Origin of the sequence: Pelagibacterium sp. (assembly GCF_035555455.1) — a bacterium.
Taxonomy (GTDB): domain Bacteria; phylum Pseudomonadota; class Alphaproteobacteria; order Rhizobiales; family Devosiaceae; genus Pelagibacterium.
Genome location: NZ_DATMGM010000066.1, coordinates 274,730 through 301,569, shown reverse-complemented (window position 1 = coordinate 301,569; position 26,840 = coordinate 274,730). Strand labels below are relative to the sequence as shown.

Annotated in this window: 24 protein-coding genes; 16 read left to right on the top strand and 8 right to left on the bottom strand. The window is 63.2% G+C overall.

Annotated features, from left to right (window positions below; translation table 11 throughout):
* Window positions 1-1,376, bottom strand: a 1,376-nt coding sequence (gene glyS / locus VNS12_RS14355; protein WP_325488526.1) for a glycine--tRNA ligase subunit beta, incomplete at its 3' end; no start/stop codon positions are given.
* A gap of 274 nt (window positions 1,377-1,650) precedes the next feature.
* On the opposite strand from glyS, the gene VNS12_RS14350 reads away from it, so the two are divergent.
* Window positions 1,651-2,646 carry an IS30 family transposase gene (locus VNS12_RS14350; protein ID WP_325488525.1) on the top strand — a complete coding sequence of 332 codons (996 nt, stop codon included), beginning with the start codon at window positions 1,651-1,653 and terminating at the stop codon, window positions 2,644-2,646.
* Between the two features lie 186 nt (window positions 2,647-2,832).
* Here VNS12_RS14350 and VNS12_RS14345 read toward each other — a convergent pair whose 3' ends face one another.
* Window positions 2,833-3,867 (bottom strand): polyprenyl synthetase family protein, encoded by a 1,035-nt coding sequence (locus tag VNS12_RS14345; RefSeq protein WP_414693126.1) that lies wholly within the window; start codon window positions 3,865-3,867, stop codon window positions 2,833-2,835.
* Between the two features lie 160 nt (window positions 3,868-4,027).
* Here VNS12_RS14345 and VNS12_RS14340 point away from each other — a divergent pair, with 160 nt between their 5' ends.
* The 9 genes from VNS12_RS14340 (at window position 4,028) to VNS12_RS14300 (ending at window position 12,616) form a co-directional block, all read left to right on the top strand.
* A complete protein-coding gene (locus VNS12_RS14340) occupies window positions 4,028-4,744 on the top strand; it encodes a tRNA1(Val) (adenine(37)-N6)-methyltransferase (RefSeq protein WP_325488523.1) in 717 nt (238 codons plus the stop codon).
* A gap of 91 nt (window positions 4,745-4,835) precedes the next feature.
* Window positions 4,836-5,708: a S49 family peptidase gene (locus VNS12_RS14335; protein ID WP_325488522.1), complete on the top strand. Its 873-nt coding sequence runs from the start codon at window positions 4,836-4,838 to the stop codon at window positions 5,706-5,708.
* Window positions 5,709-5,710: 2 nt separating this feature from the next.
* Window positions 5,711-5,950, top strand: a complete 240-nt coding sequence (locus tag VNS12_RS14330) for a hypothetical protein (RefSeq protein ID WP_325488521.1) — start codon at window positions 5,711-5,713, stop codon at window positions 5,948-5,950.
* Window positions 5,951-5,978: 28 nt separating this feature from the next.
* On the top strand, window positions 5,979-6,647 hold the full coding sequence (locus VNS12_RS14325) for a hypothetical protein (RefSeq protein WP_325488520.1): 669 nt from the start codon (window positions 5,979-5,981) through the stop codon (window positions 6,645-6,647).
* A gap of 112 nt (window positions 6,648-6,759) precedes the next feature.
* Window positions 6,760-7,665, top strand: a complete 906-nt coding sequence (locus tag VNS12_RS14320; RefSeq protein ID WP_325488536.1) for a glycine--tRNA ligase subunit alpha — start codon at window positions 6,760-6,762, stop codon at window positions 7,663-7,665.
* 190 nt (window positions 7,666-7,855) lie between these two features.
* The gene (locus tag VNS12_RS14315) at window positions 7,856-9,736 is read left to right on the top strand and encodes a hypothetical protein (RefSeq protein WP_325488519.1); all 1,881 of its coding nucleotides are present in this window, start codon (window positions 7,856-7,858) and stop codon (window positions 9,734-9,736) included.
* A gap of 92 nt (window positions 9,737-9,828) precedes the next feature.
* Window positions 9,829-10,386 carry a LemA family protein gene (locus tag VNS12_RS14310; RefSeq protein WP_325488518.1) on the top strand — a complete coding sequence of 186 codons (558 nt, stop codon included), beginning with the start codon at window positions 9,829-9,831 and terminating at the stop codon, window positions 10,384-10,386.
* 4 nt (window positions 10,387-10,390) lie between these two features.
* Window positions 10,391-12,274 (top strand): DUF2207 domain-containing protein, encoded by a 1,884-nt coding sequence (locus VNS12_RS14305; protein ID WP_325488517.1) that lies wholly within the window; start codon window positions 10,391-10,393, stop codon window positions 12,272-12,274.
* Window positions 12,275-12,616: a YnfA family protein gene (locus tag VNS12_RS14300; protein WP_325488516.1), complete on the top strand. Its 342-nt coding sequence runs from the start codon at window positions 12,275-12,277 to the stop codon at window positions 12,614-12,616.
* Window positions 12,617-12,631: 15 nt separating this feature from the next.
* Here VNS12_RS14300 and VNS12_RS14295 read toward each other — a convergent pair whose 3' ends face one another.
* The 4 genes from VNS12_RS14295 to VNS12_RS14280 form a co-directional block, all read right to left on the bottom strand.
* Window positions 12,632-13,030, bottom strand: a complete 399-nt coding sequence (locus VNS12_RS14295) for a four-helix bundle copper-binding protein (protein ID WP_325488515.1) — start codon at window positions 13,028-13,030, stop codon at window positions 12,632-12,634.
* Between the two features lie 85 nt (window positions 13,031-13,115).
* The gene (locus VNS12_RS14290; protein WP_325488514.1) at window positions 13,116-13,994 is read right to left on the bottom strand and encodes a 4-(cytidine 5'-diphospho)-2-C-methyl-D-erythritol kinase; all 879 of its coding nucleotides are present in this window, start codon (window positions 13,992-13,994) and stop codon (window positions 13,116-13,118) included.
* Entirely contained in the window at window positions 13,994-15,697 is a 1,704-nt protein-coding gene (locus tag VNS12_RS14285; RefSeq protein ID WP_325488513.1) for a tetratricopeptide repeat protein, read from the bottom strand. The genes VNS12_RS14290 and VNS12_RS14285 overlap by 1 nt, the downstream gene beginning before the upstream one ends.
* A gap of 152 nt (window positions 15,698-15,849) precedes the next feature.
* Window positions 15,850-17,505, bottom strand: a complete 1,656-nt coding sequence (locus VNS12_RS14280; protein WP_325488512.1) for an electron transfer flavoprotein-ubiquinone oxidoreductase — start codon at window positions 17,503-17,505, stop codon at window positions 15,850-15,852.
* Between the two features lie 83 nt (window positions 17,506-17,588).
* On the opposite strand from VNS12_RS14280, the gene VNS12_RS14275 reads away from it, so the two are divergent.
* Window positions 17,589-18,404, top strand: coding sequence for a uracil-DNA glycosylase (locus VNS12_RS14275; protein ID WP_325488511.1), 816 nt, complete (start codon window positions 17,589-17,591; stop codon window positions 18,402-18,404).
* An 11-nt stretch (window positions 18,405-18,415) separates the two neighbouring features.
* On the opposite strand, the gene VNS12_RS14270 is transcribed toward VNS12_RS14275, so the two are convergent.
* The gene (locus VNS12_RS14270; RefSeq protein ID WP_325488535.1) at window positions 18,416-19,336 is read right to left on the bottom strand and encodes a DMT family transporter; all 921 of its coding nucleotides are present in this window, start codon (window positions 19,334-19,336) and stop codon (window positions 18,416-18,418) included.
* Between the two features lie 280 nt (window positions 19,337-19,616).
* Here VNS12_RS14270 and VNS12_RS14265 point away from each other — a divergent pair, with 280 nt between their 5' ends.
* The 5 genes from VNS12_RS14265 to VNS12_RS14245 all read left to right on the top strand — a co-directional run bounded on the left by VNS12_RS14265 (window position 19,617) and on the right by VNS12_RS14245 (window position 25,679).
* The gene (locus tag VNS12_RS14265; protein WP_325488510.1) at window positions 19,617-20,894 is read left to right on the top strand and encodes an MFS transporter; all 1,278 of its coding nucleotides are present in this window, start codon (window positions 19,617-19,619) and stop codon (window positions 20,892-20,894) included.
* 3 nt (window positions 20,895-20,897) lie between these two features.
* Window positions 20,898-21,431: a molybdenum cofactor biosynthesis protein B gene (gene moaB / locus VNS12_RS14260; protein WP_325488509.1), complete on the top strand. Its 534-nt coding sequence runs from the start codon at window positions 20,898-20,900 to the stop codon at window positions 21,429-21,431.
* Window positions 21,432-21,603: 172 nt separating this feature from the next.
* Complete coding sequence (locus tag VNS12_RS14255) at window positions 21,604-22,755, top strand: PA0069 family radical SAM protein (protein ID WP_325488508.1); 1,152 nt, start codon at window positions 21,604-21,606, stop codon at window positions 22,753-22,755.
* A 294-nt stretch (window positions 22,756-23,049) separates the two neighbouring features.
* The gene (locus tag VNS12_RS14250; RefSeq protein WP_325488507.1) at window positions 23,050-23,691 is read left to right on the top strand and encodes a ribonuclease HII; all 642 of its coding nucleotides are present in this window, start codon (window positions 23,050-23,052) and stop codon (window positions 23,689-23,691) included.
* An 851-nt stretch (window positions 23,692-24,542) separates the two neighbouring features.
* Window positions 24,543-25,679, top strand: a complete 1,137-nt coding sequence (locus VNS12_RS14245) for a site-specific DNA-methyltransferase (protein WP_325488506.1) — start codon at window positions 24,543-24,545, stop codon at window positions 25,677-25,679.
* A 64-nt stretch (window positions 25,680-25,743) separates the two neighbouring features.
* On the opposite strand, the gene VNS12_RS14240 is transcribed toward VNS12_RS14245, so the two are convergent.
* The gene (locus tag VNS12_RS14240; RefSeq protein WP_325488505.1) at window positions 25,744-26,811 is read right to left on the bottom strand and encodes an A/G-specific adenine glycosylase; all 1,068 of its coding nucleotides are present in this window, start codon (window positions 26,809-26,811) and stop codon (window positions 25,744-25,746) included.
* Between the last annotated feature and the right edge of the window lie 29 nt (window positions 26,812-26,840).

The window sequence follows — 26,840 nt, the reverse complement described above, 5'->3', positions numbered from 1 at the left end:
ATATCGAGCTTGTCGGCCAGCGCCACGGCCACCGAGACCGGCTCCGACGGCACCCGGTCGGAGGGCCCAAGCGGCTTGTAGTGATCCTCGATCGCCGCGGCCACCTGCGGCTTTTCCCCTTGCGCCAGGGCATAATAGCGGCCCATCAACCCCTGCAATTCGGGGAACTCGCCGACCATGCCCGTGGGCAGATCGGCCTTGGCCAGACGCGCGGCGCGGCGCGCATCGTCAGCATCGGCCCCCACCAGCGGCGCGATCTCGGCAGCCAGCTTTTCAATCCGCGCGACGCGGTCGGCCTGGGTGCCCAGCTTTGCGTGGAACACTACGGATTCGAGCTTGGGCAGATTGTCTGCAAGCGGGGTTTCGAGGTCGGTTTCGTAAAAGAACTTTGCGTCCGAAAGCCGGGCACGGATGACGCGCTCATTGCCTTCGATGATCGCTTTGCCGCCGTCTTCAGCCACCAGATTGGCGGTGAGCACGAATTTATTGGCCAGCTTGCCGGTCGCGGCATCGCGCAGGCAGAAACATTTCTGGTTGGCCCTGATGGTGGCGATGATCGCTTCCTCAGGCACTGCCAGGAACGCCTCGTCGAACGTCCCCATCATCACCACCGGCCATTCGACCAGCCCGGCCACTTCTTCGAGCAGCCCTTCATCGGCAATCAGTTCCAGCCCCTGCGCAAATGCCAGTTGCTCGGCGTCGGAGCGGATAATCTGTTTGCGGCGGTCGATATCGAGCACCACTTTCGCCTTTTCGAGCGCCTGTGCGTAATCGTCAAAGCGGCGCACACGGATTGCCTTCGGTGCCATGAAGCGGTGGCCATAGGTGATATTGCCCGCCGTCACGTCTTCGAGGCTGAACGCGATAACCTCAGGCTCTTCGCCATCCGGTCCGAAGGTCGCGGTGATGGCGCGCAGCGGACGCACCCATTCGAGCTTGCCACTGCCCCAACGCATAGGCTTGCCCCACGGGAAGGATTTGATCACGTCCGGCAGGATCGTCTTGAGAATGTCGACCGCAGGCGCGCCCTTTTTCTCGATCACCGCGACATAGAAATCGCCCTTTTTGGAGTCACTGGCAATGGTCGCCTGCTCGATGCCCGAAAGACCCGCCCCGCGCAAAAAGCCATCGATCGCCTGTTGCGGCGCGCCGACCTTGGGCCCCTTGCGCTCTTCGCGCGTGTCGGGTGAGGCAGCGGGCAGCCCGGTGACGGTCAGAGCGAGACGGCGCGGCGTGGCAAACGCTCCGGCGCTTTCATACACCAGCCCATTATCGACCAGGGCGTCGGTCACCGCTTTTTTGAGATCTTCAGCCGCACGCCGCTGCAGGCGCGCGGGGATTTCCTCTGAGAAGAGCTCAAGCAGGAGTTCGGGCATGTTCGGAGCCTTGGATACGGGAGTTCAACGCAAGCGAAAAACGCCTAACAGGCGAGCACCAAAATGTCCATTCGCATGCGGCGGATGCCCCCTTCGCTGTCATCCCGGACGAAGACCCGGTATCCAGTAACCGGCAGAGCCTGCAGTTCCATCCCACCGCTGCCTCCAACAGCCAGCGCCCTCGGCAAGCGCTTACGCTCTCCCCTCACCACGGGCGCATACTGGATCCCCCTGAGTTCACAAACGAAGTGCAACACCTGTCACAGGTGTTGCCATGTCCAATTACCGTCAGTTATCGAGCGCCGAACGCTTCACGATTGCCCGGCTTCTCGCCGCCGGGCAGTCGTACCGGCAAATCGCTGCAGCTCTGGATCGCCAGCCGTCGACCATCGCCCGCGAGGTGAGGCGCAACAGCGGCGCGCAGGTCGGCTATCGGCCAGACTATGCCCAACAGCTCACCGCAGCCCGGCGCTGGAGCGGCGCCCGGCTTGAGCGCGACGCCGATTTGCGCGCCAGCGTGCTTGAGCGGCTGGCGGCGGGCTGGTCGCCTGAACAAATCGCCGGCCGCCTCGCCTATGAAGCGGGCGTGCCGGTCATCAGCCATGAGACCATCTACCGCTTCGTTTATGCCCAGCTCAAGCGCACCAATGATCGGCGCTGGCGCTTCTATCTGCCCCGCGCCAAATACAAGCGCGGCTGGCGCACCAAGGGCGGCTGGCCGCGTCCCGCCGGGCGCTGTTCGATCCACGAGCGCCCGCCAGCCATCGCCACCCGCAATCAGCCCGGCCATTGGGAAGCCGACACCATGCTGTTTTCTCAAACCGGACAGGCCATCCTCATCGTCCATGAGCGCCACACCCGGCTCACCATGGCGCTGCGCCACGATAGCCTGCAGGCCGAGCCCGTCGCCACCGCGCTCATCGCCCTGCTCGCGCCGGTGCCCAAACCCCTGCGCCGTTCCATCACCTTCGATAATGGCACCGAGTTCAATCGCCATTACCGCATCGCCAGCCAACTGGGACTGGACACTTTCTTTTGCGATCCTCATGCCCCTTGGCAGAAGGGGGGCGTGGAAAACGCCATCGGCCGGCTGCGCAAAAGCCTGCCGCGCAAGACAAACCTCGACAGCTTGCCCGGCGACAGCCTCAATGCCATCCTGGCACGCCATAATAACACGCCCCGAAAATGCCTCGGCTTTCGGACACCCGCAGAGGCATTCATCCCGTTGCACTTCAAATGTGAATCCACACCCGGCTCAAGGCCGGGATGACACGCTGGGAATATATGGCACCGCATTGTGCTGCCCCCACCTTCCTCCCTAGGGAGAGGGGGAATCTTCTGGTTGGCGTCAGCGTTCGCCCACCCACCCCCGTCATCCCGGGCGAAGACCCGGGATCGAGTAACCGGCAGAGCTGGCGATAAAGCTGTGGCGACAGGCGGATCAGTCCCCCGCCCATCAATACGCGCGGGACGTGCAGAATTCGGGGACGGTGAACAGGATGTCGCGTTCGGGGGAAGCGGGAATATCCGCCAGAGCCAACCGCGCTGCTTCGGCGTGGCGCTCGGCAAGGGCCATGGTCCGGCCCAGCGTATCGTAATGGGCGAGGATCGCCACCACATCGGCGAGCTGATCGTCACCCGAACCGGCATTACCCAGCGCCGCAGCGATCACCTCGCGTTCGACCTCGGTGGCCGTTTCCAGAGCCAGGATGATCGGCAGGGTCATCTTGCCCTCGCGCAGATCGTCGCCGACATTCTTGCCCAGGCTGCCCCGCGCGCCGCCATAATCGAGCACGTCGTCGACAAGCTGGAAGGCCATGCCCAACTCCCGGCCATAGGCGGCCAGCGCTTGTCGGGCAGCGGCGTCCGAGCCCCCGGCCATCGCGCCCACCTCGGTTGCGGCCTCGAACAGCGTCGCCGTCTTGGCCTTGATGATGCGCTCGTAGTCAGCGGGCGTGGTGGCGAGGTCACCCGCCTTGGCCAGTTGGAACACTTCACCTTCAGCAATCACGGCGGCGGCGCGTGAAAGTACGCCCAGCGCATCGAGATCGCCGGATTCGACCATCATCAGGAACGCCTGTCCGAGCAGGAAATCGCCGACCAGCACCGAGGCCTGATTGCCCCAGATGGTGCGGGCGGCAGGACGGCCCCGGCGCATGTCGCTTTCATCGACCACATCGTCATGCAAAAGCGTCGCGTTGTGCATGAATTCGACGGCGGCAGCGAACCGCACCTCATTGCCGTGAGCCCCGCCGAACAGCGAGGACGCCGCGATGGTGAGCATGGGGCGCAGGCGCTTGCCCCCGGCCTCGATCAGGTGATTGGCGACGGCGGGCACCATGTCGACCGGACTGTCGGACCTCGACAGGATCAGCTGGTTGACCGCTTCCATGCCTTGGGCCGTTGCGGCGGCCAGCCGGTCGATCACCGCCGAAATATCGTCAACAGGTCTTGCGTCAACAGGTCTTGGCGCCAGATTTTCAACCGCCATGGACATTCAATCTCCTGAAGGCTTCGCCGCTGGCCCGCCTTGCTGCGTTGTTCTATCGTGCGGCCCGCCTCAGCAGGACCCACGCGCTATGTCGGTAAACCAGCCGCCTCTATTTGTAAAACGCCAAGAACGCAGGCCAGATGCGTTTCTTGGCGACAAATTGTCAATATTGCAGCCAGAATCAGGCTTCAAGGCTGGTCTTGATTCGGTGCTTTTGGGCGCGAGCGTGCCCGAGGGCACCAAGGATTTGCTCGATCTGGGCGCGGGGGCCGGAGTCGCCGCCCTGTGCGCCCTCGCCCATGACAGCTGCCGCCACGCAACGCTTGTCGAAAACAATGCGCAAATGCTGGTTCTGGCCGCGCGCAATATCGAAACCAATGGTTTTGCCGCCCGCGCCAATCTCATCGACCTCAGCGCCGCCGCGTCTGGCACCGAGCGCAAGGCCAGAGGACTGGCGACCGACCGGTTCGATACGGTGATCGCCAATCCGCCCTTCTTTGCCTCGGGCACCCGCGCGCCCGACGCGGCACGGGCCGCCGCCCGCCATGCGGAAGGCGATATCGGCACATGGGTGCGCACGGCAGTATCGAGCGCCCATGCCAAGGGCACGGTGATCTTTGTACACCTTGCCGAAGCGCTGCCGCAGCTTCTGGATACATTTGGCGCGCGCATGGGGGCAATCACGGTGCTGCCGATCGTGCCGCGTCCGGGACGCCCCGCCAGCCGGGTGCTCGTGCGCGGCACGAAGGGCTCGAAGGCTCCGATGCGGCTGCTTTCGCCGATGGTGCTGCATGAAGAGACCGGCAATGGCTTTACGCCATTGGTCCAGTCGATCCTGCGCGGCGACTCACGGCTGGACTGGCACAACCGCGCCTGAATTGCGTAAAACAAAAGGATTAGATCGTTTCGCCGTTTCCGTGAAACTATGAAGCGATCAAAATGCGCGTGGAACCGCGCCGGAGACCTTGATGACCGTATTCGCCGACCCTCAACTCGATGCCCCCAAACGCCCCTGGTACACATCCATTTTCGGCAAAAGCGGGCCGGTCATCCCTGTGGTGCGCTTGCAGGGGGTGATTTCGCAGGAACTCAAGCCCGGACGGCTCAATATCGCCAGCGTCGCACCGCTGCTCAAAAAGGCGTTTGCCATCAAAAAAGCCCCGGTGGTGGCCATCGTGGTCAATTCCCCCGGCGGATCGCCAGTGCAGTCGCGGCTGATCGCTACTCATATCCGCCAACTGGCCGATGAAAACCGGAAAAAGGTTCTGGTGTTCGTCGAAGACGCGGCGGCGTCGGGGGGCTATTTCATCGCCACCGCCGGAGACGAAATCATCGCCGACCCTTCCTCGCTGGTCGGCTCCATCGGCGTTGTCTATGCCGGGTTCGGCTTCGTCGACGCGCTGGAAAAGCTCGGGATCACCCGAAGGCTCTATACGGCGGGGCGGAACAAATCGACGCTTGATCCCTTCCTGCCCGAGAGGGACGACGATGTCGAACGGATCAAGCAGATGGAACTCGATATCCACGAGGTGTTCATCGATTACGTAAAAATGCGGCGGGGAGCTAAGATAACGCTCCCCGACGATACGGTGTTCACCGGTGAATTCTGGACCGCCAAACGCGGTCTGGAGATGGGGCTGGTCGATACCCTGGGTGATCTGCACGGCACGCTGCGCGCCCGGTTCGGTCCCGATATGCGGATCAGATCCATCGCGCCGAAACGCGGATTGCTGCAGCTTCCGGGCTTGGGGATCGGGAGTTCAGTTTCAGGACCCGATCTCGTCGGCGATGCCGTGGCCAGGCTGGAAGACCGCGCCGTGTGGTCGCGGTTGGGGTTGTAACCATGGGTATCAGCACGCTTGTCGTCCTTCTCATCGCGGTCCTGATCGGGCTGGGCCTGCGCTCGATCCTGCGCGACTGGCGGCGGAAATTTGCCGAGGACGATGCCCGGACAAGAGAACGCCGCCGCGCCCAGATCGCGCGCAACAAGTCCGAGGTCGAATCGGGAAGTGTGGTCACGCTGGAAAAGGGCGAAGATGGCGTCTATCGCCCCGGCACCGGCAACAAACCGAACGGGCGCTGACCGCCCGGCAGATACGGAGAACACAGCCATGGACCGACCGTCTCTGTTGCTGATCGCCGTTTTGGTATTTGTCCCCGCTTCACCCGCATCGGCTCAGGAGGCCCTGCCCGATGGGCTGGCCGACGCCTGTATCGAGACCGAACTGGCCGATTGCCGTGTGACGAGCGCTGGTTTCATGTCGCTGGAGGATGGCCCGCAGGTGGCCTTTCAAATCCAGCGCGGACGCGATGAAATCAATGGCGATGGCGGTGGTGTCGCCCTGTTCGAACGCGCGGGTTCGGACGACACGTGGCGGTTTCTGACCAGCGCTTTCGATGCCTATGAGTACCGTGTCCCGACACTCGCGGGTGGCAGCCCGATCACGCTTCACGTTCCCGGCTACATGATGGGCACCGGCAATCACAACGCCGACATGCTGCTGGCCTATGACGGAACGGCATGGGCCCCTGTCGATATCGACAGCTGGAAAAGCACCATCGGCAAGTTCCTGCCCGAGGATCGCGAAATCTGGAAGGGCGTCGATTATGATTTCGGCGACTGGCTGTATGGCGATCTCACGGCGACGACGCCGCTTTGGGACAGTTCCGATCCCAATTGCTGCCCCAGCGGCGGCGATGCGATCATTCATTTCGACATCGTTGATGCCGTCCTGACCGTGCGCGACGTGGCGTTATATCTGCCCAAAAGCAAGCAATGACGCCCATCGGCCCGCTCCGTGCCGCTTGACCTGAGGGGGTGGCCAAACTACGGTCGCGCCGCCTTCTCCAGCTTTTCCCGGACCGACAATGCCTGAGCTGCCCCAGCCCCATATGGACCCGAAAAATTCGTTTCAGGGCCTGATCCTGACCTTGCAGCAATTCTGGGCCGATCAGGGGTGCGTGATCCTGCAACCTTATGACATGCAGATGGGCGCGGGCACCTTCCACACCGCTACCACCCTGCGCTCGCTCGGGCCAAAGCCGTGGAAAGCCGCCTATGTGCAGCCCTCGCGCCGCCCGACCGACGGGCGCTATGGCGAAAACCCCAACCGCTTGCAGCACTATTATCAGTTTCAGGTGATCCTCAAGCCGTCCCCGGCCAATATCCAGGACCTCTACCTGCAATCTCTGGCCGCCATCGGCCTCGATGCCAAACTGCACGATATCCGCTTTGTCGAGGACGACTGGGAAAGCCCGACGCTCGGCGCGTGGGGCCTGGGCTGGGAATGCTGGTGCGACGGCATGGAAGTGAGCCAGTTCACCTATTTCCAGCAGGTCGCAGGCTTTGAGTGCTCGCCGGTTCCCGGCGAAATCACCTATGGGCTGGAGCGGCTGGCCATGTATGTGCAGGGGGTCGAGAATGTGTACGACCTCAACTACAATGGCCGCGAAGGCGCCGACAAGGTGACCTATGGCGATGTGTTCCTGCAAAACGAGCAGGAATTCTCCCGCTACAATTTCGAAGCCGCCGACACCGCCATGCTGTTCCGCCATTTCGACGATGCGGAAACCGAGTGCAAGGCGCTTCTCGTCAAAGGCCTCACCGAGGATGGACGGCAATTGCTGGCTGTTCCCGCCTATGAGCAGGTGATCAAGGCCAGCCACACCTTCAACCTGCTCGACGCGCGCGGGGTGATCTCGGTGACCGAACGCCAAAGCTACATCCTGCGCATCCGCGACCTGGCCAAGCTGTGCGGCGAAGCCTGGCTGCGGACCGAGGGCGGCGGGGCCAATTAGAGCGGTTTCGGAAGCGCGACAAAACAAGAAACTGGAGCGCATGATCTAATTCAATCTGATTAAGAGCCGCTCTAGGCCTTTTTAACGTCGGGCCATTCTGCTTATATCGTTGCTCTGTTTTGTACATTGCCTAAACAGGGGAGCGCGCAGTCTCGCTCCATTCATGATTGATCCGGATATTGGGGGGGCCATGGATTCGGACAAGCTCACAGAGCAATTGAACCGTGTCGGGCGTACGGAAAAAGTCTTTCTGCTCATACGTCTTGCAGGCATGGCCGGGCTCGCGGCGGTTCTCGTCGCTGGACTGATTTATAACCGTTCGGTCATCAGCGCGCTCGTCTCGTACGATATGGTCGCGGGCCTGTTGGCCTATCTTGGCGATCTTTGGAATGCCGCCCCGCAAAATCCGGGGCTGTACGGCGTACAATTCTTCCAGCTTCTCGGGCTTCTGGTCACGCTGGGACTATTCGTCATCGCGGTCGCGACCATCCTGCTGCAAGGCTTGCGCATCATCGTCAGCACGGCATGGACCTCCATCGTCGATGTGCGCGACGACGTCCGGCCCAGAATTCCGGAAAAGTTCGCCGATCTGGACGAGGTCGCGCTGGCGCTCGTCGAACACACATTGGTTGTTCCCGACCAGAAGAGCGCCTTTCTCAAGGCGGCCTTCAAGTCATCGGCAAGCTATGTTCCCCCAACCACGCGTCCGGTCGTGTCCCGCGCTGGCGAGCGCCTCAATTCCCTGTCCGGCAAGCTGATCAGGCTGGCCATCGGAGCAATCATCGTCATCGGCGGCGGCTACTGGCTGCATCTGGACCAAACGCTGGCCATGCTTGAGCCGACCATTGCCGGTGCGCTTTCCTATAGCGATGCGCTGACCACGGCATGGCGCTTTGTCATTCCCTTTGTTGGGCTGGCCCTGCTCACCGCATTGATAGCGGCGCTCGATATGAAGCTGATTTCTAGTCTGGTGCCGCGTCAGGCCCCAGGCTGCGCAAGCGATAACCGGGTATCCGATTTCATCGCCGGCACGAAATACAACAATATCCTGAGCCAACTCCCCCTTCGCTTCAACGACCAACACGCGCTGCCCGGCCATCCCAACGCCGTGGTGATGCTGAGCGCCGAAACGGCCTCGGAGACCATTTCCGATTCAGGCCAGTTCGAAGCGAGGATGGTGATCGAGCAGCAGCCTGTACCAACCACCCGCCCGGCCCGCCAGGCCGCGCTTTGGCGGCTCGTCGCAGGATGGGCGCTGCTGATCGCGGGCGCCTTTGTCGGCCTGTTTCTCGTGTTGCAGACCGCCGCCGCCTATCTGGCGATGGGGCTTGAGGTGAAATCGCCGAGTTTCCTGCTCTCCCCCGTCGCCGCGCTATTGTTCCTGACCCTGTCGCGCAACATGCGTACTGCCGGCATCCGGTTCATCGCCGAAAGCGCCGCGCTGGCGCAGGTGCAGCGCTATATGTCCCTGCTCCTGCTGTTGCGGTTGAGCGGTACGCAAAGCCGGGCTGAGGTCAAGGTTGGCCGGGCACAGGATGATTCCATCGAGTCGAGTTCAGAGATCACCCGCCTCGAACTGCTGGCCGAAGTCTGGGCTGCGGAAGTTCACAGCGAGGCTGCTGATCTCCACGGCGAGAGGGAGGTTGTCGCAACAGCGGTTTCCCCAGGCAGCTCCGATTGGGCCAAGGACATGCTCTCCCATGTCCGCGACCTGTGCGAACGCAAGACGAGAACGATCGCCGTCGATGTGACCAGCGACAGCACGGGCGAAATCCTGCGCTCCAATCTGGGCATGGCCGCCGCCCGGGCACACAACAGCGCATGGGCAGGCCAGCAGGCATTGCCCTCGATGCCTGTCAGCGATCCGGCCATCCTGCCCGCACCTGACCATCCCCAGGCGCTCCTGACCGCGACAGGAACCCCGCCCGCGGGAGGTTTTGCAGCCGATGGTTCGGTACTGCCGGGTCACAAGCTTTGTCCCGATTGCGCTGAGGCCGTCAAGGAACTGGCGCGAAAATGCCGGTTCTGCGGCCACGCTTTCGACCAGCCTGCCGAAACGACTCTGGAGTGAACGCAGCCCTGGCACGTACGGCCAGTCAAGCCATTGATGTGATGATCCTATGATGGCACTGTGCGCCAAAGCGGCACACGGGGAGTCTTGCCATGGAATGGATCATTTTGGTGCTGGTGGTGGCGATCGCCGCCTATGCCGTCGTCATCTACAATGGGCTGGTCAAGAACCGGCAGCTGGTGTCCGAGGGCTGGTCGGGAATCGATGTGCAGCTCAAGCGCCGCGCCGATCTCATTCCCAACATGCTCGAAACCGTCAAAGGCTATATGAGCCATGAGCGCGAGACGCTGCAGGCGGTAACCGAAGCCCGCACCGCGGTTCAGGCTGCCCAGAATGGCTCCCCCGCCGAACGCGGACAGGCGGAAAATCTGCTCTCGGGCGCGCTGGGCCGGCTGTTCGCCGTCGCCGAGGCCTATCCCGATCTCAAGGCCAACACCAATTTCATCGAGTTCCAGACCGCGCTGCAAACGGTGGAAGACGAAATCCAGCTCTCGCGGCGCTATTACAATGGCGCGGTGCGCAATCTCAACATCGCGGTCGAATCGTTTCCCTCCAACCTCGTCGCCGGTGCCTTCAAGTTCGACAAGGCCGAATATTTCGAACTGGAGAACGAAGCCGACCGGGCCGTGCCTCAAGTCAAGTTCTCCTGACGCCGTGCTGATCCGGGTTCTTCTCAGCCTCTGCCTGCTTGCCCTTGCCAACCCGGTGCTGGCGCGGGAGGAAATCCGCGATTTCGACGTGGTGCTGGCGGTCGCGACCGACATGTCGGTGACGATCACCGAAACGCTCACCGTCAACGCCGAAGGCACTGCCATCAGCCGGGGCATTTTTCGCGACATCCCCACGACGCTGACCGCCCCCGATGGCCGCACCCAGCGTCTGCCGCTCGATGTCCTCTCGGTTGAGCGCAACGGGACGGACGAGCCCTTCGCGGTCGAGGACATTTCCGGCGGCAAGCGCATCCGGATCGGGTCCGCCGACCGGCGGCTGTCTCCCGGCGTCCATCGCTACACGATCGTCTATCGCATGGACCGCGCGGCGCGCAGTCTGGCCAATCACGACGAGCTCTATTGGAACGCTACCGGCAATTTCTGGGATTTCTCCATCCTCGCGGCGCGCGCGCTGGTCACTCTGCCCGATGGCGCGCGGATCACCGAACTCAACGTCTATACCGGCGCGCAAGGCGTCGCCGGCAGGGATGCCACCGCAACACGGCTCAACGACCATGAGGCGCGGTTCACCATGAACCGGGCGCTGGCGCCGCGTGAGGGAATGACCGTTTCGGTCGCGTTCGAAAAGGGCATCCTCGCCGGACCGACCGGCTCCGACGCGGCGCTGTACTGGCTATCGGATTATCGCGATATCATCCTGCCGATCATTCTGCTGCTGATCGTCATCGCCTATAACGGCCTGGCCTGGACCTCGGTGGGCCGCGATCCGGCCAAGGGCGTGATCTTTCCACGCTTTTACGCGCCCGAAGGATTTTCTCCCGCCCTCACCCATTATGTGCACACCATGGGCTGGGCCAGATCGGGCTGGACGGCGTTTTCCGCCGCGCTGATCTCGCTGGCGGTCAAAGGCCTGATCGAAATCGGCAAGACCGGCAAGAAGATCACCCTCACCGCCACGGGCAAAGCGCCCCAAAACCCTCTCACACCGGGCGAAGCGGTCATTTTCAGCGATCTGCAAACCATGAGCCCGGTCACCATCGACAAGACCTCCGGCCCACGCCTCGACAAGACGCGGCAGCGGTTCATCGCCGCGCTGGAAGAGGAAAATCGCAAGGTCTATTTCAACAATCACGTGTTTTACACGCTTCTGGGCGTCGTCATCGGGCTTGCCGCGTTGGGGCTGATGGTATGGCTTGAGGTGTTGGCGCCCACCTTCCTGTTCGTTGCCGCATTCGCCGCCGTGTTTCTGTCGGCGATAGGGCTGGTGGCACGGTCTCTCTGGCAGGGGCGTGGCATTGGCCGGTTCCTCGGGCTGGCGATCCTTGGTATTTTCGCGATCAATGCCAGCGCACTGATTGGAAGCGTCTTCGATCTGGTGCTGATCGATTTCCCCTTCGTCGCCGCCGTCACCATCATTGCCATCACGCTGGTGTTTGCCATGCTGATGCGCGCGCCCACGGTACATGGCCGAAAGGTGATGGACGAAATCGACGGCTTCAAGATGTATCTGGAGACCGCCGAAAAGGAGCGGCTCAATTTCCACAACGAGCCCGATATGAGCGTGAAGCGCTTTGAAGCCATCCTGCCCTTTGCCATGGCGCTGGGCGTCGAAAAGCCGTGGTCCGACCGCTTCGAGGCCGATCTGGCCCGCAACGCGGTGAAGGACGCCGGCACCGGCTACGCGCCCCATTGGTATCAGGGCGGCAATTTCTCCTCGGGCAGCTTTGCCCGCACCATGGCCGGGGTCGCCACCGGGCTGAGTTCGGCGATGATCGCCTCCCAGCCGCAGGCCTCGTCGTCCTCCGGCTCCGGCGGCGGCGGATTTTCCGGCGGCGGTGGCGGGGGCGGCGGCGGTGGGGGCTGGTAGGTGCCCGCTTTAGCGACGACTTTGCTCATCTATGCCGGGGCGGCGCTGGCGGAAATCGCCGGTTGCTTTGCCTTCTGGGCCTGGCTGCGGCTCGATCGCAGTATCTGGCTCATCGTTCCGGGCGTGGCGGCGCTGGCCCTGTTTGCCTGGCTGCTCACCCTCGCCCCTTCCGATTACGCCGGACGCGCCTTCGCTGCCTATGGCGGCATCTACATCGCCACGTCGCTGATGTGGCTGTGGCTTATCGAAGGGCGCGTGCCCGACCGCTGGGACATTTTGGGCGGCGTCCTGGCGATAGCCGCCGCCGCAATCATCGTCTTCGGCCCGCGCGGCGCAAGCTGAACGCGCGCGTTTCGTTTAATGCACGCTGGAGAGCGCGTCGCGGCAGGCAGCTTCGCAATCGCGGCACATGGCGGCGCAGATGCGGCAATGCTCGTGCATATGCGCGTGACGTTCGCACTCCTGGGCACAGGCCGCGCAAGCGCGGGCGCAAGCTTCAATGACCCCATGCAGCACAGCATCGTTCCTGCCCGTCCGCCTTATCGCCATCGCCCCGGTGGCGAGGCAGATATCGGCGCAGTCGAGATCGAGCCTTATACATTGGCGCAAGGCGTCCACCTCGTTTTCGGCAAGGCAGGCATCGGCGCAAGCGGTACAGGTCTGGGCGCAGTCATAGGCAGTTTCGATACACCGCAACAGCGCGTCGGGCATTTGCGCCGCGACCGGGTGCGAGGCAATCATTTCGCGGATTTGCATGATTTTCTCCTGGGCTGGGACCAGAAGGAACAATGCCGCACCCCACCGTTACGTTTCCTGTGTGCGGGCGGAGTGTTGCTACAGGTTAGGCCGAGGTGAGGATGGGCGTCGCCGCGATCCAGTAGGTGGGGAAGTGTTCGCGCAGGTCGTGGGCGGCCTGGTGGGCGGCACCGGCGCTGCCATAAAGGCCGAAACAGGTCGCCCCTGCCCCCGACATGCGGGCGACCACGCACCCAGAGGTGGCCCCGATGGCTGCAATCACCGGACCGATCGCCGGGACCAGGGCTTTCGCGGGCGTTTCGAGATCGTTGCGCGTGTCAGAGAGCCAAAGCGACACCAGCGCCGCCCGGTCGAACGGCTCAGGCACCGGCGGCATCGGATCGTTTTGCTTATGGAGCAGCGCCCGAAACACATTTGGGGTCGACACCTGTTCGAGCGGATTGACCAGCACCAGATACAGGCGCGGAAATGTTTGGAGCGGCAGAATCTGTTCACCCACCCCCGACACTTCACACGTTTGCGACAACAGGCACATGGGCACGTCCGAACCCAGCGTCGCCGCCAGCGCGAACAGATCACCATCGGCCACCGGTTGCGTGCTGATTCGGCCCAGCAGCCGCAGCACCGCCGCCGCATCCGCCGACCCGCCGCCAAGTCCCGAAGCCACCGGCAGGTGTTTTTCCAGATGGATGGCAAGTCCTGCGGGCAGATGATCGGGGAACCGGGCGCGGAATTTTTCCAGCGCCCGCCACACCAGATTGGAGCGCCCGATCGGCAGGTCGGGCCCGAACGGGCCCGATACGGTCAGCGCATCCGTCTCGGCGGGTTGTGCCGAGACCAGATCGGCCAGCTCGGTGAACACGCACAGCATGTGCAGCAGATGAAAACCATCCTCACGCTGTCCTACCACATGCAGCGCCAGATTGACCTTGGCAGGGGCCGGTTCGCTGGCGATGTCGCGCATCAGTCTCCGATCGGCGCGCCGGGCACCAGCCCGTTACGGAGTTTTGGCGTCGCGCGCTCGGTCACCGTGCCTTCCTTGTCCATGTCGATGGCGATACGCCACTGGAACATCGCTTCGCGCTGCCGTCCCGCCGTCCAATAGACGTCGCCCAGATGATCGTTGATTTCCGGATCGGCGGGCAGCAAGCCCACGGCATCCTCCAGAATCGTCACCGCCTCGTCGACCCGCCCCAGCTTGTAGAAAGCCCAGCCCAGGCTATCGACGATATAGCCGTTGCGCGGGGCCAGCCGAACGGCGCGCTCGATCATCCCCAGCGCCTCGTCGAGGTTTTCGCCCCGGTCGACCCAGCTATAGCCCAGATAATTGAGCACGTCGGGATGGTTGGGATTGAGCTCCAGCGCCTTGAGAAAATCGGGCTCGGCCTTATCCCATTCGCCAGCCCGCTCATAGGAAATGGCGCGCACATAGAAAAAACGCCAATCATTGCGGCGGGCCGGATCGAGACGGTCGATGATGCCCGAATAGGCTTCAGCCGCTTCCGCCCAGCGCTGGTCATAGCGCAGCGTGTCACCCAGAACGCCATAGGCCTGCTGGTTGCCCGGAAAGGCGGTGATGACGTTTTGCAGCCGCGAGATCGCCTTGTCGCGCTCGCCCTGCATGTCGAGGCTTTCGGCCATGCGCACCAGCGCACCGACGCGCAGGGGCGAATCGGCAGGCACCGAGGCAAACAGCCGGTCCGCTTCCGCGTATTGCCCCACCGAGGCCAGCAATTCGCCCAGCGACATGGCGATAATCGCCGCGTCCGGATCGAGATAGGCGGCAAGGCGCATGAAGCCGGTGCCCAATTGTGTGGAACCGTCGCGCGCCAGCGCCATGCCCAGCCCGTGGAGCATTTCCGCCGCCCCGGCCTGCACCGATCCGGCGAACAGCCCCGGCCTCTGGCCCGCCGCGATCGGGGCGCGCAGCGCATCGACCACCGGGTGTTCCACCCCTTCGGCGGCGTAGAAATCAAGCACGTCCTGCGCTTCGTCAAACTCGCCGGCATTGCCCAGAATGCGGATATAGGCCTCGGCGATACGCGGCACGAGCGGATCGAGTTCGTACGCTTCGCGCGCCAGTTCCAGCGCGGTGGCCCGGTCCCCGCCCACATCGGCGATGATGGCGCGGTGGAAGATGATGAATTCGTCAAAACCGCCCTGCCCCACACCATCGAGAATGGTGTTGGCAGTTGCGAGGTCCCCCTCGCCGACCTTGGCCCAGGCCCGTGCGATGCCGCCCACGATGCCGACCAGTGATGCCTCCGGCACCCGCGCCAGCATCTGATCGGCAGAGGCGTAGCGGCGCTGCTTGAGCGCCACGGTGCCCAGCACCAGCCGCGCCAGTTCATCGTTGGGATCGAGATCGAGCACATGCTGGGCCATGGAGGCCGCTTCGGTGATGTTGCCCGCCAGCAGATAGGCAAAGAACGCCTGGCCGGTGAAGATCGGATTGTCCCAGTCGCGCTCGGCGGCGTTCATGAAAAACGATGCCGCCCGGTTCGCATCCAGCGCTTCGAGCGCCGCCAGCCCCGCCAGATAGCTGCCGACCGCGCTGGTCGAGCGCATGGACACCATGGGCTGGGCGAACGGTGCGGAAAGAGGAACGCCGGCACACAGGGCGGCAACGATCAGCGTCTGGATCGGCCGTTTGAACAGGTTTAGCACGATGATTCCCGAACTCCTCGCTTGCGGACGCCGTTCCAGTTTCGACCGGCAAGCCTGAACGGGCAAGCGTGTCGAATGTTGGGCGTTTGCATCAACCAGACCTTTTCCCGCAATTGCAGCGCGGCTGCAAGCGCCCAGCGCGGTCCATCCGCTCACATTCCCGAATAGTTCGGGCCGCTACCGCCTTCCGGGGGCACCCAGGTGATGTTCTGGGCCGGGTCCTTGATATCGCAGGTCTTGCAGTGCACGCAGTTCTGAGCATGAATCCGGAACACCGGCGCCCCGCCCTCCTCGACCACCTCATACACCCCCGCCGGACAATAGAGCGGCGCAGGCTCGCCATATCGCGGCAGGTTATCGCGGATCGGCACGTCCGGATCGGTCAGCCGCAAATGCACCGGCTGATCTTCCTCATGGGCGATATTGGCGCGATAGACCGATTCCGAGCGCGAAAAGCTGATCTTGCCGTCCGGGCGCGGATAGGCGATCGGCGTCACCTCGGACAGCGGTTTGAGCCGCGCGAAATCGGGGCGATCGGAGACGATCCCGCCCAGCACGGACCTTCGGAACAGGCTCGCCCCCCACATATCCATTCCCGCCAGCCCGACGCCCAGCACGGTGCCCAGCCGCCCCCACAGAGGCTTTACCGAGCGCACCGGATAGAGATCGTCGCGAATGCCCGAGGCCAGCACCGCCTCATCGAGGGTGGCGATGGTGTCGTTGGCGCGCCCCTCCCCGATCGCCGCCGCCACTTCGCTGGCCGCCGCCATGGCCGAACGGATGGCGTTGTGGATCGCCTTGAGGCGCGGCACGTTCATGAACCCCGCCGCGCACCCGATCAGCGCGCCGCCCGGAAACGCCAGTTTTGGGATCGATTGCCAGCCGCCCGAGGTCAGCGCCCGCGCGCCATAGGACAGGCACGTGCCTCCTTCCAGCAGCGCGGCAATCCTGGGATGATGTTTGAAACGCTGGAATTCGTCATATGGCGAGAGGGTCGGGTTCTGGTAATCGAGATGGGCCACCAGTCCCAGATAGATGCGGTTATCCCCGGCGTGATAGCAAAAGCCGCCGCCGCTGGTCGCCGTTCCCAGCGGATAGCCCATGAAATGCTCGACCTTGCCGGGGCTGTGTCTTGCGGGATCGATCTCCCAGATTTCCTTGATGCCCAGCCCGTATTTCTGCGGGGCACGGCCTTCGTCCAGCCCGTATTGGGCGATCAGCCGCTTGGCCAGCGAGCCGCGCGCGCCCTCGGCGATCAGCGTATAGCGGGCCCGCAATTCGATGCCCGGAGCAAAGCCGGGCTTGTGCGATCCGTCGCGCGCCACGCCCATATCGCCGGTAACGATGCCAAGGATTTCGCCTTTCGGCCCGGTGACGAAATCGACCGCCGCCGTTGCGGGAAAGATATCCACCCCCAGCGCCTCGGCGCGCTCGGCCAGCCAGCGGCACAGATCGCCCAGCGAGACGATCACCGCGCCCCTGGTCTTCATGATCGGCGGAATCAGCGCATCGGGGAAAGCGATCCCCGCTGTTTCTGTGAGCCAGACAAAGCTGTCGCTGGTCACCTCCGGTCCGACCGGCGCACCCTCTTCGCGCCAGCCGGGCAGCAGCGCGTCGAGACCGGCGGGGTCCATCACCGCGCCCGAAAGGATATGGCCGCCAATATCAGCGGATTTTTCCACCACCACGACGTCGAGATCGGGCGCGCGCTGCTTGAGGGCGATGGCTGCGCTAAGCCCCGCAGGCCCTGCGCCCACGATCAGCACGCCCGTTTCCATGATTTCGCGCTCGACCGCCGCTTCGTTCATCACATCCCATTCCCGATCCACCACCGCGAAAGCCTCCAGCACAGTGGAAGCGCGGGGCCGGGTGTGACATAACAAGGATCACCATGACAAATCGACAGCTAAATCGCGAGGAGCTTCTGGCCACGCTCGACTGGTACGCAGCGGCAGGCGTGGATATTGCTGTGGGCGAAACCCCTGTCGACAGATTCGCGCAATCTGCTGTCGTCCCCGTCACCAACCCTGCCCGCCGGGCAGTTCCCGCCGCGCTGCAAGCGCAGACGCCAGCGGCCCCGCCGGTGCTCCAGGCCAACGGTCCCGCTGATGCCGATCCGGGAGAAGCCCGGACGCTGGCGGCCAGCGCACCAACCCTCGATGCGCTGCGCGCCATGCTCGAAGACTTCGACGGCTGCGGGCTGAAACTGCGCGCCACCAATCTGGTGTTTGCCGATGGCAACCCGGACGCCAAGGTGATGCTGGTGGGCGAAGCGCCGGGACGCGACGAGGATCTGGAGGGAAGGCCGTTCGTTGGCCGGTCGGGGCAGTTGCTCGATCGGATGCTCGCTGCCATCGGGCTCGATCGCGGCTCGGTCTATATCGCCAACACGGTTCCGTGGCGGCCACCGGGGAACCGTACGCCCTCTCCGTCGGAAGTGGCGGTGTGCCTGCCGTTCCTCTATCGGCAGATCGAACTGGTTGCCCCCAAGGTGCTGGTTGCCCTGGGCGGCGCTTCGGCCTCCACCCTGTTCGAAACCGATACCGGCATCACGCGGCTGCGCGGGCAATGGCGCGACCTGACCATTGGCAGCCACACCATGCGCGCCATAGCTACGCTGCACCCGGCCTATCTTTTGCGCCAGCCCGCTGCCAAGCGCCTCGCCTGGCAGGATTTGTTGTCGATTCGCGCGGCCCTCGATAGCTGAGCGCCCGGCTCTTAGCTCGGGCTCGATACCTTTCGCATCTTGCGCGTCCTTGGGCTGTCGAGCCCGAGCAGGTGTTCGCGATAGATGATGAAGATGCCCGCGGCGGTGACAATGGTGCCCCCGACCAGCATTTCGATTGTCGGCACTTCCGAAAACACCACAAGCCCCACCACGATCGACACGATCATCGATGAATATTCAAACGGGGCCACCGTGGTCAGGTCCGCATGGCGATAGCTTTCAGTCAGCAAGATCTGCCCGACTCCGCCCAGCACCCCGGCGCTGATCAGGATCAGCGTTTCCTCAAGGCTAAGCGCGATCCAGCCGAACGGCAGCGACGCCAGCCCGATCAGCGCGCTGACGAGGGAAAAATAGATGACGATGGTGGCGCTGGATTCGGTGCGCACCAGATTGCTCACGGTCATCATCGCCGTTGCCGACACCATGCAGGCGGCGAACGCAGCCAGCGCCCCCTGCGCCTGCGGGCCGACCGTTGCCATATCCCCCGACAGGAAAGTCAGCCGGGGCCACATGATGATGATCACCCCGACCAGCCCCACCACCACCGCCGTCCAGCGGAACAGCCTGATCTTCTGGCGCAGGAACACCGCTGAAAAGATCACCACAAACAGCGGCGTTGCATAATTGATGGTCGTCGCTTCCGGCAGGGGCAGCCGCAACAGGGCGAAAAAGATCAGCACCATGCCGGTGGTGCCCAGACACCCGCGGAAAATATGCGCGCCCAGCCGCTTTGTCCGGAACCCTGCAATCAACTGCTTGCGCCAGCCCAGCAGCACGAACACCGGCACCAGCGCAAAGGCCGAGCGGAAAAAGATCAACTGGCCAAGCGGCACGCCTTCGGCGGATTTGATGATGGCGCTCATCGACACGAACACCAGCACCGAGACGATTTTCAGGCCGATGCCCAGCATCACTCTGCGGCGCGGAGCGGCTTGCGGCTGGGCCTTCGTGGATGATGGCGACGGGACAGAGCTGGACACGGCTGAGCACTTTCACGAACCGAACGGTCCGCGCCAACATGCGGACTGTCAATCGCTAACCCGGTTGCATGAAAGTGACAAGCAAAGGGGGCATTTTGGCCGCAAACAGCAGGCAAATACGCCACACGCCCCAGCATGATCCTCACAGGTAGGCAGGCCCGAACGAACAGGCTAGTCTTTCCTGCAAGCAAGAGAACCTCATAAGGTCCCCATGTCCCAGATCGTCAAGATTTCCGCACTCCTTCTGTCCTCCGCGCTGCTGATGATCGCCGGTGGCATGCACGGGCTGATCATGCCGGTGCGCGGGTCCGAGGAAGGCTTTTCCCTTTTGGCCCTCGGCTTGATCGGAACCGGGTGGTCGGTGGGCTTTATTTCTGGCTCCATCCTCGTGCCGCATCTGGTGCGGCAGGTGGGCCATATCCGCGCCTATGCGGTCATGGCGTCCGTCGCCTGCGTCACCATCCTGCTCAACCTGCTGTTCATCCATGACTGGGCGTGGATCCTGCTGCGGGTGTTTTCCGGTTTCTGCTTTGCCGGGGCGGCCATGGTGGTGGAAAGCTGGCTCAACGAAGTGTCCGACAATGAAAGCCGGGGCACCACGTTTTCGATCTATGTCAGCGTCACTCTGTTTGCCTCCACCGCTGGCCAGTTGATCATTTCGGTCACCGGGGTCGCGGGCTATATCCCGTTCGTGCTCGCCGCCATCGCCTATATCGGCGCGGTCCTGCCCACCGCCGTCACCCGCACGCCACAGCCTGCGCCCCTGCAAGCGGTATCGCTCGATCTAAAGCTGCTATTCGTCACCTCCCCGGTGGGGGCCATCGCCGCGTTTTGTGTCGGCATGGCCAATGGCGCCTTTGGCACCATGGCGCCGGTCTATGGCATCGAGCGCGGCTTTGCGACCTCGACCATTGCCTATCTCATGGCAATGTCTGTGCTGGCCGGGGCTTTCGCGCAGGTCCCGCTGGGCCGGTTGTCAGACCGCATCGACCGCCGCAAGGTGTTGATCGGCGTTTCGCTGACCGCCGTTGTCGCGGGCATCCTCACCATGGCGTTCAACCCCGGTGAAAACGCGCTGCTCTATATCCTGTTTGCTGCCTATGGCATGGCGGCGTATTCGCTCTATGCGATCGCGGTCGCCCATGCCAACGACTTCGCCGATGAGGGCACGTTTGCCAAGATCGCCTCGGGCATGCTGGTGATGATGGGCGGCGGGCAGATGCTGGGGCCGATCGTCGCCTCCTACGCCATGCAGGCGCTGAGCCCGGTCGCCCTGTTCATCGTCCCCGTGGTGTTTCACGCCGTTTTGGCCGCCACCGCCTTTATCCGCATGCGGATGCGCCAGGCCACGCCCGCCGAGGATCGCGCCCCGTTCCAGCCCATTCCGTCCGAACAATTGGTGACCGGCGAAACCGTCGTGCTCGATCCGCGTTCGGAAGAAAACGGCATCACTCCCCCCGACACCGGCCCCGAGCCGGAGCAAGGCTGACCCATGTTTCCCTTCCAGATCGACGAGACCCGCCCCTTTGTTCCCGTCACCTTCGCCATTCTCGCGGTGTCCGATACGCGGACGCTCGAAACCGACACCTCCGGCGCGCTGCTCAAGGAGCTGATCGAGGGCGACGGCCATCGCGTCTATGACCGCGCGGTTGCGCCCGATGACCGCGAAGCGATCGCCGCGCAGGTCGCCGCCTGGGTCGCCGATGACAGCATCGATGTGGTCCTGACCACCGGCGGCACCGGGTTTTCCGGACGCGACGTCACCCCTGACGCGATCGAGCCGATGTTTGACAAAAAAATGGATGGATTTTCCGTCCTTTTCCACCAATTTTCGGCTAAGACCATCGGAACTTCGTCCATACAATCGCGCGCAACCGCCGGTTTGGCCGGTTCCACCTTCATTTTCTGCCTCCCCGGCTCCCGTGGCGCCTGCCGGGATGCGTGGGAAGGAATCCTTAAATATCAATTCGATAGCCGTCACGTGCCGTGCAATTTCATCGAGATCATGCCGCGCCTGCACGAATAGGCGCACACTTTCGCTAACCCTTTGATTTAAAGCCGCATTTTCCTACAGCAACCGCCAACCCCTTTCGTCTGCACAAATTTGTTCTTGTTCTGTTCTGCCCGTTTCGCTAAGGTTAACGAAACAGGCGGGCCGGGATTCTCTCCGGCCCCGCAAGCGGGAACGGAGCGCCGCGATGGACCGGATTTCGGGCGAAAAAACTCATTTGGAATCAAGGCGTAAGCTGTTCGGCACCCGCGATGTGGACTTGCTCAGCCGCCCGGTCATCGAGTCCCCAAAGCTGCGCGGACGCGGCGCCTCCTCCAACCAAAGCGGCCGCTTCGAGGTCCACAAGCGCGAGATGTTCGCCGATGGCTGGGAGCCCGAACCCGACGAGGACTTTGAGACCCGCGAGCACATCGAACGCGCCAAGTCGATCATCACCCGCAACGTTTCCCCCGACATCGGATTCGATCGCTCGATCAATCCCTATCGCGGCTGCGAGCACGGCTGTTCCTATTGTTTCGCGCGGCCCAGCCACGCCTATCTCGGCCACTCGGCAGGCATCGATTTCGAGCGCGACATCTATATCAAGGTGAACGCGGCGGAGCTTTTGCGCGCCGAACTGGCCAATCCGCGCTACCGCCCAAAACCGATCGCCATAGGCACCAATACCGACCCCTATCAGCCGCTGGAGCGCAAATACAAGATCATGCGCTCGGTGCTCAAGGTCCTGCTTGAGGCCAAGCATCCGGTCACCATCGTCACCAAATCGGCCCTGATCGTGCGCGATCTCGACATCCTCACCAAGATGGCCCGGCAGGGGCTGGTTTCGGTCGGCATCTCGGTGACCTCGATGGACCATAAGCTGTCGCGTTTCATGGAGCCGCGTGCCTCCACCCCGGTGCGCCGTCTCGAAGCGCTCAGGCTGCTGTCGGAATCGGGCATCCCAACCCGCGTGATGGCCGCGCCGATGATTCCCGCCGTCAACGATCACGAATTGGAGCGCATCCTCGACGCCGGAAAGGCGCAAGGGGCCACCGCCGCCTCGATGATCCTGCTGCGCCTGCCCGGCGAAGTGCGGGACATTTTCCGCGAATGGTTGCTCAAAACCTATCCCGACAAGGTTCGGCACGTGATGGGCCTGGTCCGCGATTACCGCAATGGCCAGGATAACGACCCGCGGTTCGGATCGCGCTTTACCGGCGAAGGACCCTATGCCGTCCTCATGCAGCAGCGCTTCGAAAAGGCGGCGGCGCGGTTGGGCCTGAACGAAAAATCAGCCCCTCTGCGCACGGATCTGTTCGTCCACCCGCCAAAGGAAACGGCGCAGTTGAGCCTGTTCTGAGCAAGGAGAGGCCGATAACCGGAGCGGTGATGCTGGCTTAGGAAGTCTGGTGGCGGATGGGCACCAGTCAGCGGGCGCGCGCCATCGGCGATAGCGGGCACGCGATCACCGAAATCGCAATTTCGGACGGCGAGACCGAGGCCTAGGCGGTTTCGACCTTAGAATGCGATGGGGCGGCGCATCACCGAATATTGACCCCAGCCGTTCGAAGCGTCGGCTTGGCGGAGACATTCGGTGACGCTCAACGACGATTGAGGCTTTGTCCCGGAGCCGTCTTTGGGGCAATTTGGCGCAATGTCGCTTATTGATTCGCCCCTGCCGCTCCTTGATGGGCCGTCCTATGCGCTGGAAGCCGCCGCGCTGGCCGGTGGTCGTAGGCTGGTGGCCGGTATCGACGAAGCCGGGCGTGGCCCGCTGGCTGGGCCGGTGGTGGCTGCGGCGGTCGTGCTCGACCCCGATGCGATCCCCGAGGGGCTCGATGATTCCAAAAAGCTCACCGCCGAGCGGCGCGAGCAGTTATTTTCCAGGATCATGGCGACTGCGCAGGTCGCCTTCTGCGCCGCGCCCGTAGCCGTCATCGACAGGCTCAACATCAGGGGCGCGACGCTTTGGGCAATGTGCCAGGCGCTGGACGCCCTGCCGGTCCGACCCGACCTAGCCTTGATCGATGGACGCGACGTCCCCGAAGGCTTGTCCTGTCCCGGGCAGTTCGTCATCGGCGGCGATGGCCAGAGCGTGTCGATCGCTGCCGCATCGATCGTTGCCAAAGTGGTGCGCGACCGGATGTGTCAGGTGATGGACGGCGAGCATCCCCACTACAGCTTCGCCCGTCACAAGGGCTACGGTACCGCCCTGCACCTCGAAGCCCTCGCCACCCACGGTCCCTGTGCTTTCCACCGCACCAGCTTCGCCCCGGTCATGGCTGCCCGCCGCTAGGGCTGATCCTCCCGTCGCTTTCGCGTAACCCAAAGGGGTTTGCCCGCCGCCCCATCCCCACCGCTGCCGCGCGTGCTGAACTTCAGCGCACCTCACCTCCAGCCCTCTCCCCTACAGGGGCGAGAGGGGCTCCTTTTGCAGCGCTCGCAATCTTCCCGCACCTCCGAGCATACTGGATCCCGGGCCTTCGCCCGGGATGACACGCTGGGGTAAAATCCGCAGCGCTCCCACATCCCCCCCACGTCATCCCGGACCTGATCCGGGATCCAGTAACCGGCAGCGCCGCCGCCCCATCCCCACCGCTGCCCCCGAACCACCCTCCACTTATCCCCGCACCCAAAACCTCCCTCATACTCTCCTCACGACCCCGCACAGGTGGACGCAAGCGCAACGAACGTTTGGGCAGGGTCGGTTCGGGTTCCTCATGGGTCGCCATGGGGAAGGCCCAAAGCGGACAGATGGCCGGATGTGGATACTAGGTGGGCAAAAGCCCTCCCACGTCGCACCGGGGAAACCCGGAGGAGCAGGCGGAAGAGGCTGGCAGGACCAGCCGACCCAGAATAAACTGGGCGGCAGGCAGAAAGGCCGGTCTTTTCCCAACAACCCCCAGCCCGAGATCGCCGCCATAAGCCAAAAACCCCGGATGCGTGGGGCGATGATCGCTTCATACTAACTACAAAACGTGCGGAGCGTTCATCGCCCCATGCCGTCTCTGGATACTGAGAAGCTGTCGCCCCGTGGCGGACGGCCGCTCTGCCCTGCAGTAACGCTTGGTTAACCCTGACGCTTAGCCGGGGCTTAACCCTAACGCGCTACAAACTGCGTGTTAGTTTTGCGTTAGGGTTATCAGTATGTTGCGTACCGGTTCAGCGGCGCGGAAGCGCGCCCCGGAGGCTTTCGAGAGCCACCTTCCCATCGACACGATCCTGGTTGGCGACTGCGTCGAGCATATGAACGGGTTGCCCGAGGCGTCGGTGGACCTGATTTTCGCCGACCCGCCCTATAATCTTCAGCTCGAAGACGGTCTCACCCGCCCCGATCAGTCGCGCGTCGATGCGGTCGATGATGATTGGGACAAGTTCGACAGTTTTGCCCATTATGACGCGTTCACCCGGGCCTGGCTCAAGGCCGCGCGCCGCGTGCTCAAGCCCGATGGGGCCATCTGGGTGATCGGCTCGTATCACAACATTTTCCGCGTCGGCACCGCGCTGCAGGATCTGGGCTTCTGGATGCTCAACGACGTAGTGTGGCGCAAGGCCAATCCGATGCCGAACTTCCGCGGCACGCGGTTTACCAACGCCCACGAAACCTTGATCTGGGCCTCCCGCACCCAGAAAAGCCGACCGACGTTTAATTACGAAGCGCTGAAACTGTCGAACGACGATACCCAGATGCGGTCCGATTGGCTGTTTCCCATCTGCACCGGGCATGAGCGGCTCAAAGATGCCAACGACGCCAAGGTGCATCCGACCCAGAAGCCCGAAGCCCTGCTCTATCGGGTGTTGATGGCCACCACCAAGCCCGGCGACGTGGTGCTCGATCCGTTTTTCGGCACCGGCACCACCGGGGCCGTCGCCCGCAAGATGGGGCGGCATTTCATCGGCATCGAACGCGAAAACACCTATATTAATGCTGCTTTGAAACGTATTGCGGCCATCAAACCACACGATTCAGCTGCCATTGAAACCATATTGCCCAAACGCGCGGCGCCAAGGGTTCCGTTCGGCTCGCTCATCGAACAGGGTCTGATTGCGCCGGGCACGAAACTTTTTGGGGCCGGCGGGCGTTACTCTGCCACGGTTCGCGTCGATGGGTCCTTGATCAGCGACACCCATAGCGGCTCCATCCATCGGGTCGGCGCTCTGGTGCAGGGGTTCGATGCCTGTAATGGCTGGACGTTCTGGCACTATGAAGAGGATGGCCGCATGGTTCCGATTGACGCCCTGCGTGAGCAGGTTAGGGCCACCATCGACAAGCTTTCTGCCTGATCCGACCTCCAATCAGTCAGGCATTCTGGCCCCCGGCCCGTCCGGGGGCCCTTTTTTGTCTGCCTTAACCGATCCCGGCCTTGCCGAGCACCTTGCGGAACAGACTGGGCAACGCCTCATCACCCAGCCGCTGCTCGTCAGCCCACCAGCCCTCATCGAGCGGATGATCTTTCAAAATCGTCCAGACCGCCAGCGTCAGGTGGAAATGGGTAAAAGTGTGCCGCACGTCTCCTGCCCGCTGCCAGTTCCCGGAAAAGGGAAACACAGCGGGCGTTTCCGCATCACCCCAGTCGGTGCCCGGCACTTCGGTCATTTTGGCCAGCAGGCCTTTTGGACCGCGCTGTCGCACAAACACCCTGCCCTCGGGGTGGCGGATCACGAAGGCAGTCCCGAACCGTTCCGGCTTTTCCGGTTTGGCCGGCGGGACCGGGAAAGCGAGCGGATTGCCCGAGCGAGTTCCCGCGCAGCCTGACTGAAGCGGACAAACGAGACAGTTGGCCCGGCGCGGGGCGCAGACAGTGGCGCCCAGATCCATCATCGCCTGGGCAAAGTCGCCGGCCCGGATCGGCACCGCCTGCTGCACCGTTGCGCGAATCAGCGGTTTTTCCTCGCGCACCGGTTTGTCGAGCGCCAGATAACGGGCCACCACCCGATCGACATTGCCATCGACCACCGCGACCCGCTCGTCATGGCAGATGGCGGCTATGGCGGCGCTGGTATAATCCCCGATACCCGGCAGATCCCGCAGCGCCGCGGCGCTTTTGGGAAAAACCCCACCGTGACGCTCGACCACTGCGATGGCGCAGGCATGCAGATTGCGGGCCCGAGCGTAATACCCCAGCCCCGCCCATTGCACGAGCACATCGTCGAGCGGCGCCGCAGCGAGGTCCGCGACCGTAGGCCAAAGGGTTGTGAAGGCCGCAAAATACCGTCCCACCGCAGCAATCGTCGTCTGCTGGAGCATGACTTCGCTCAGCCAGATGCGATAGGGATCGGGGCGTTCGCCACGAGCGCGGCCCTCCGGCGAAACCCGCCACGGCAGAACGCGGGCGTACCGGCCGTACCACGCAAGCACGGCGTCAGCATCAAGCATAGGTGTTGGGGAGTGTTGCACGGGGGCGGAGTGGGCCATAATACACTCCTATAGTTTCCAAGGATTGC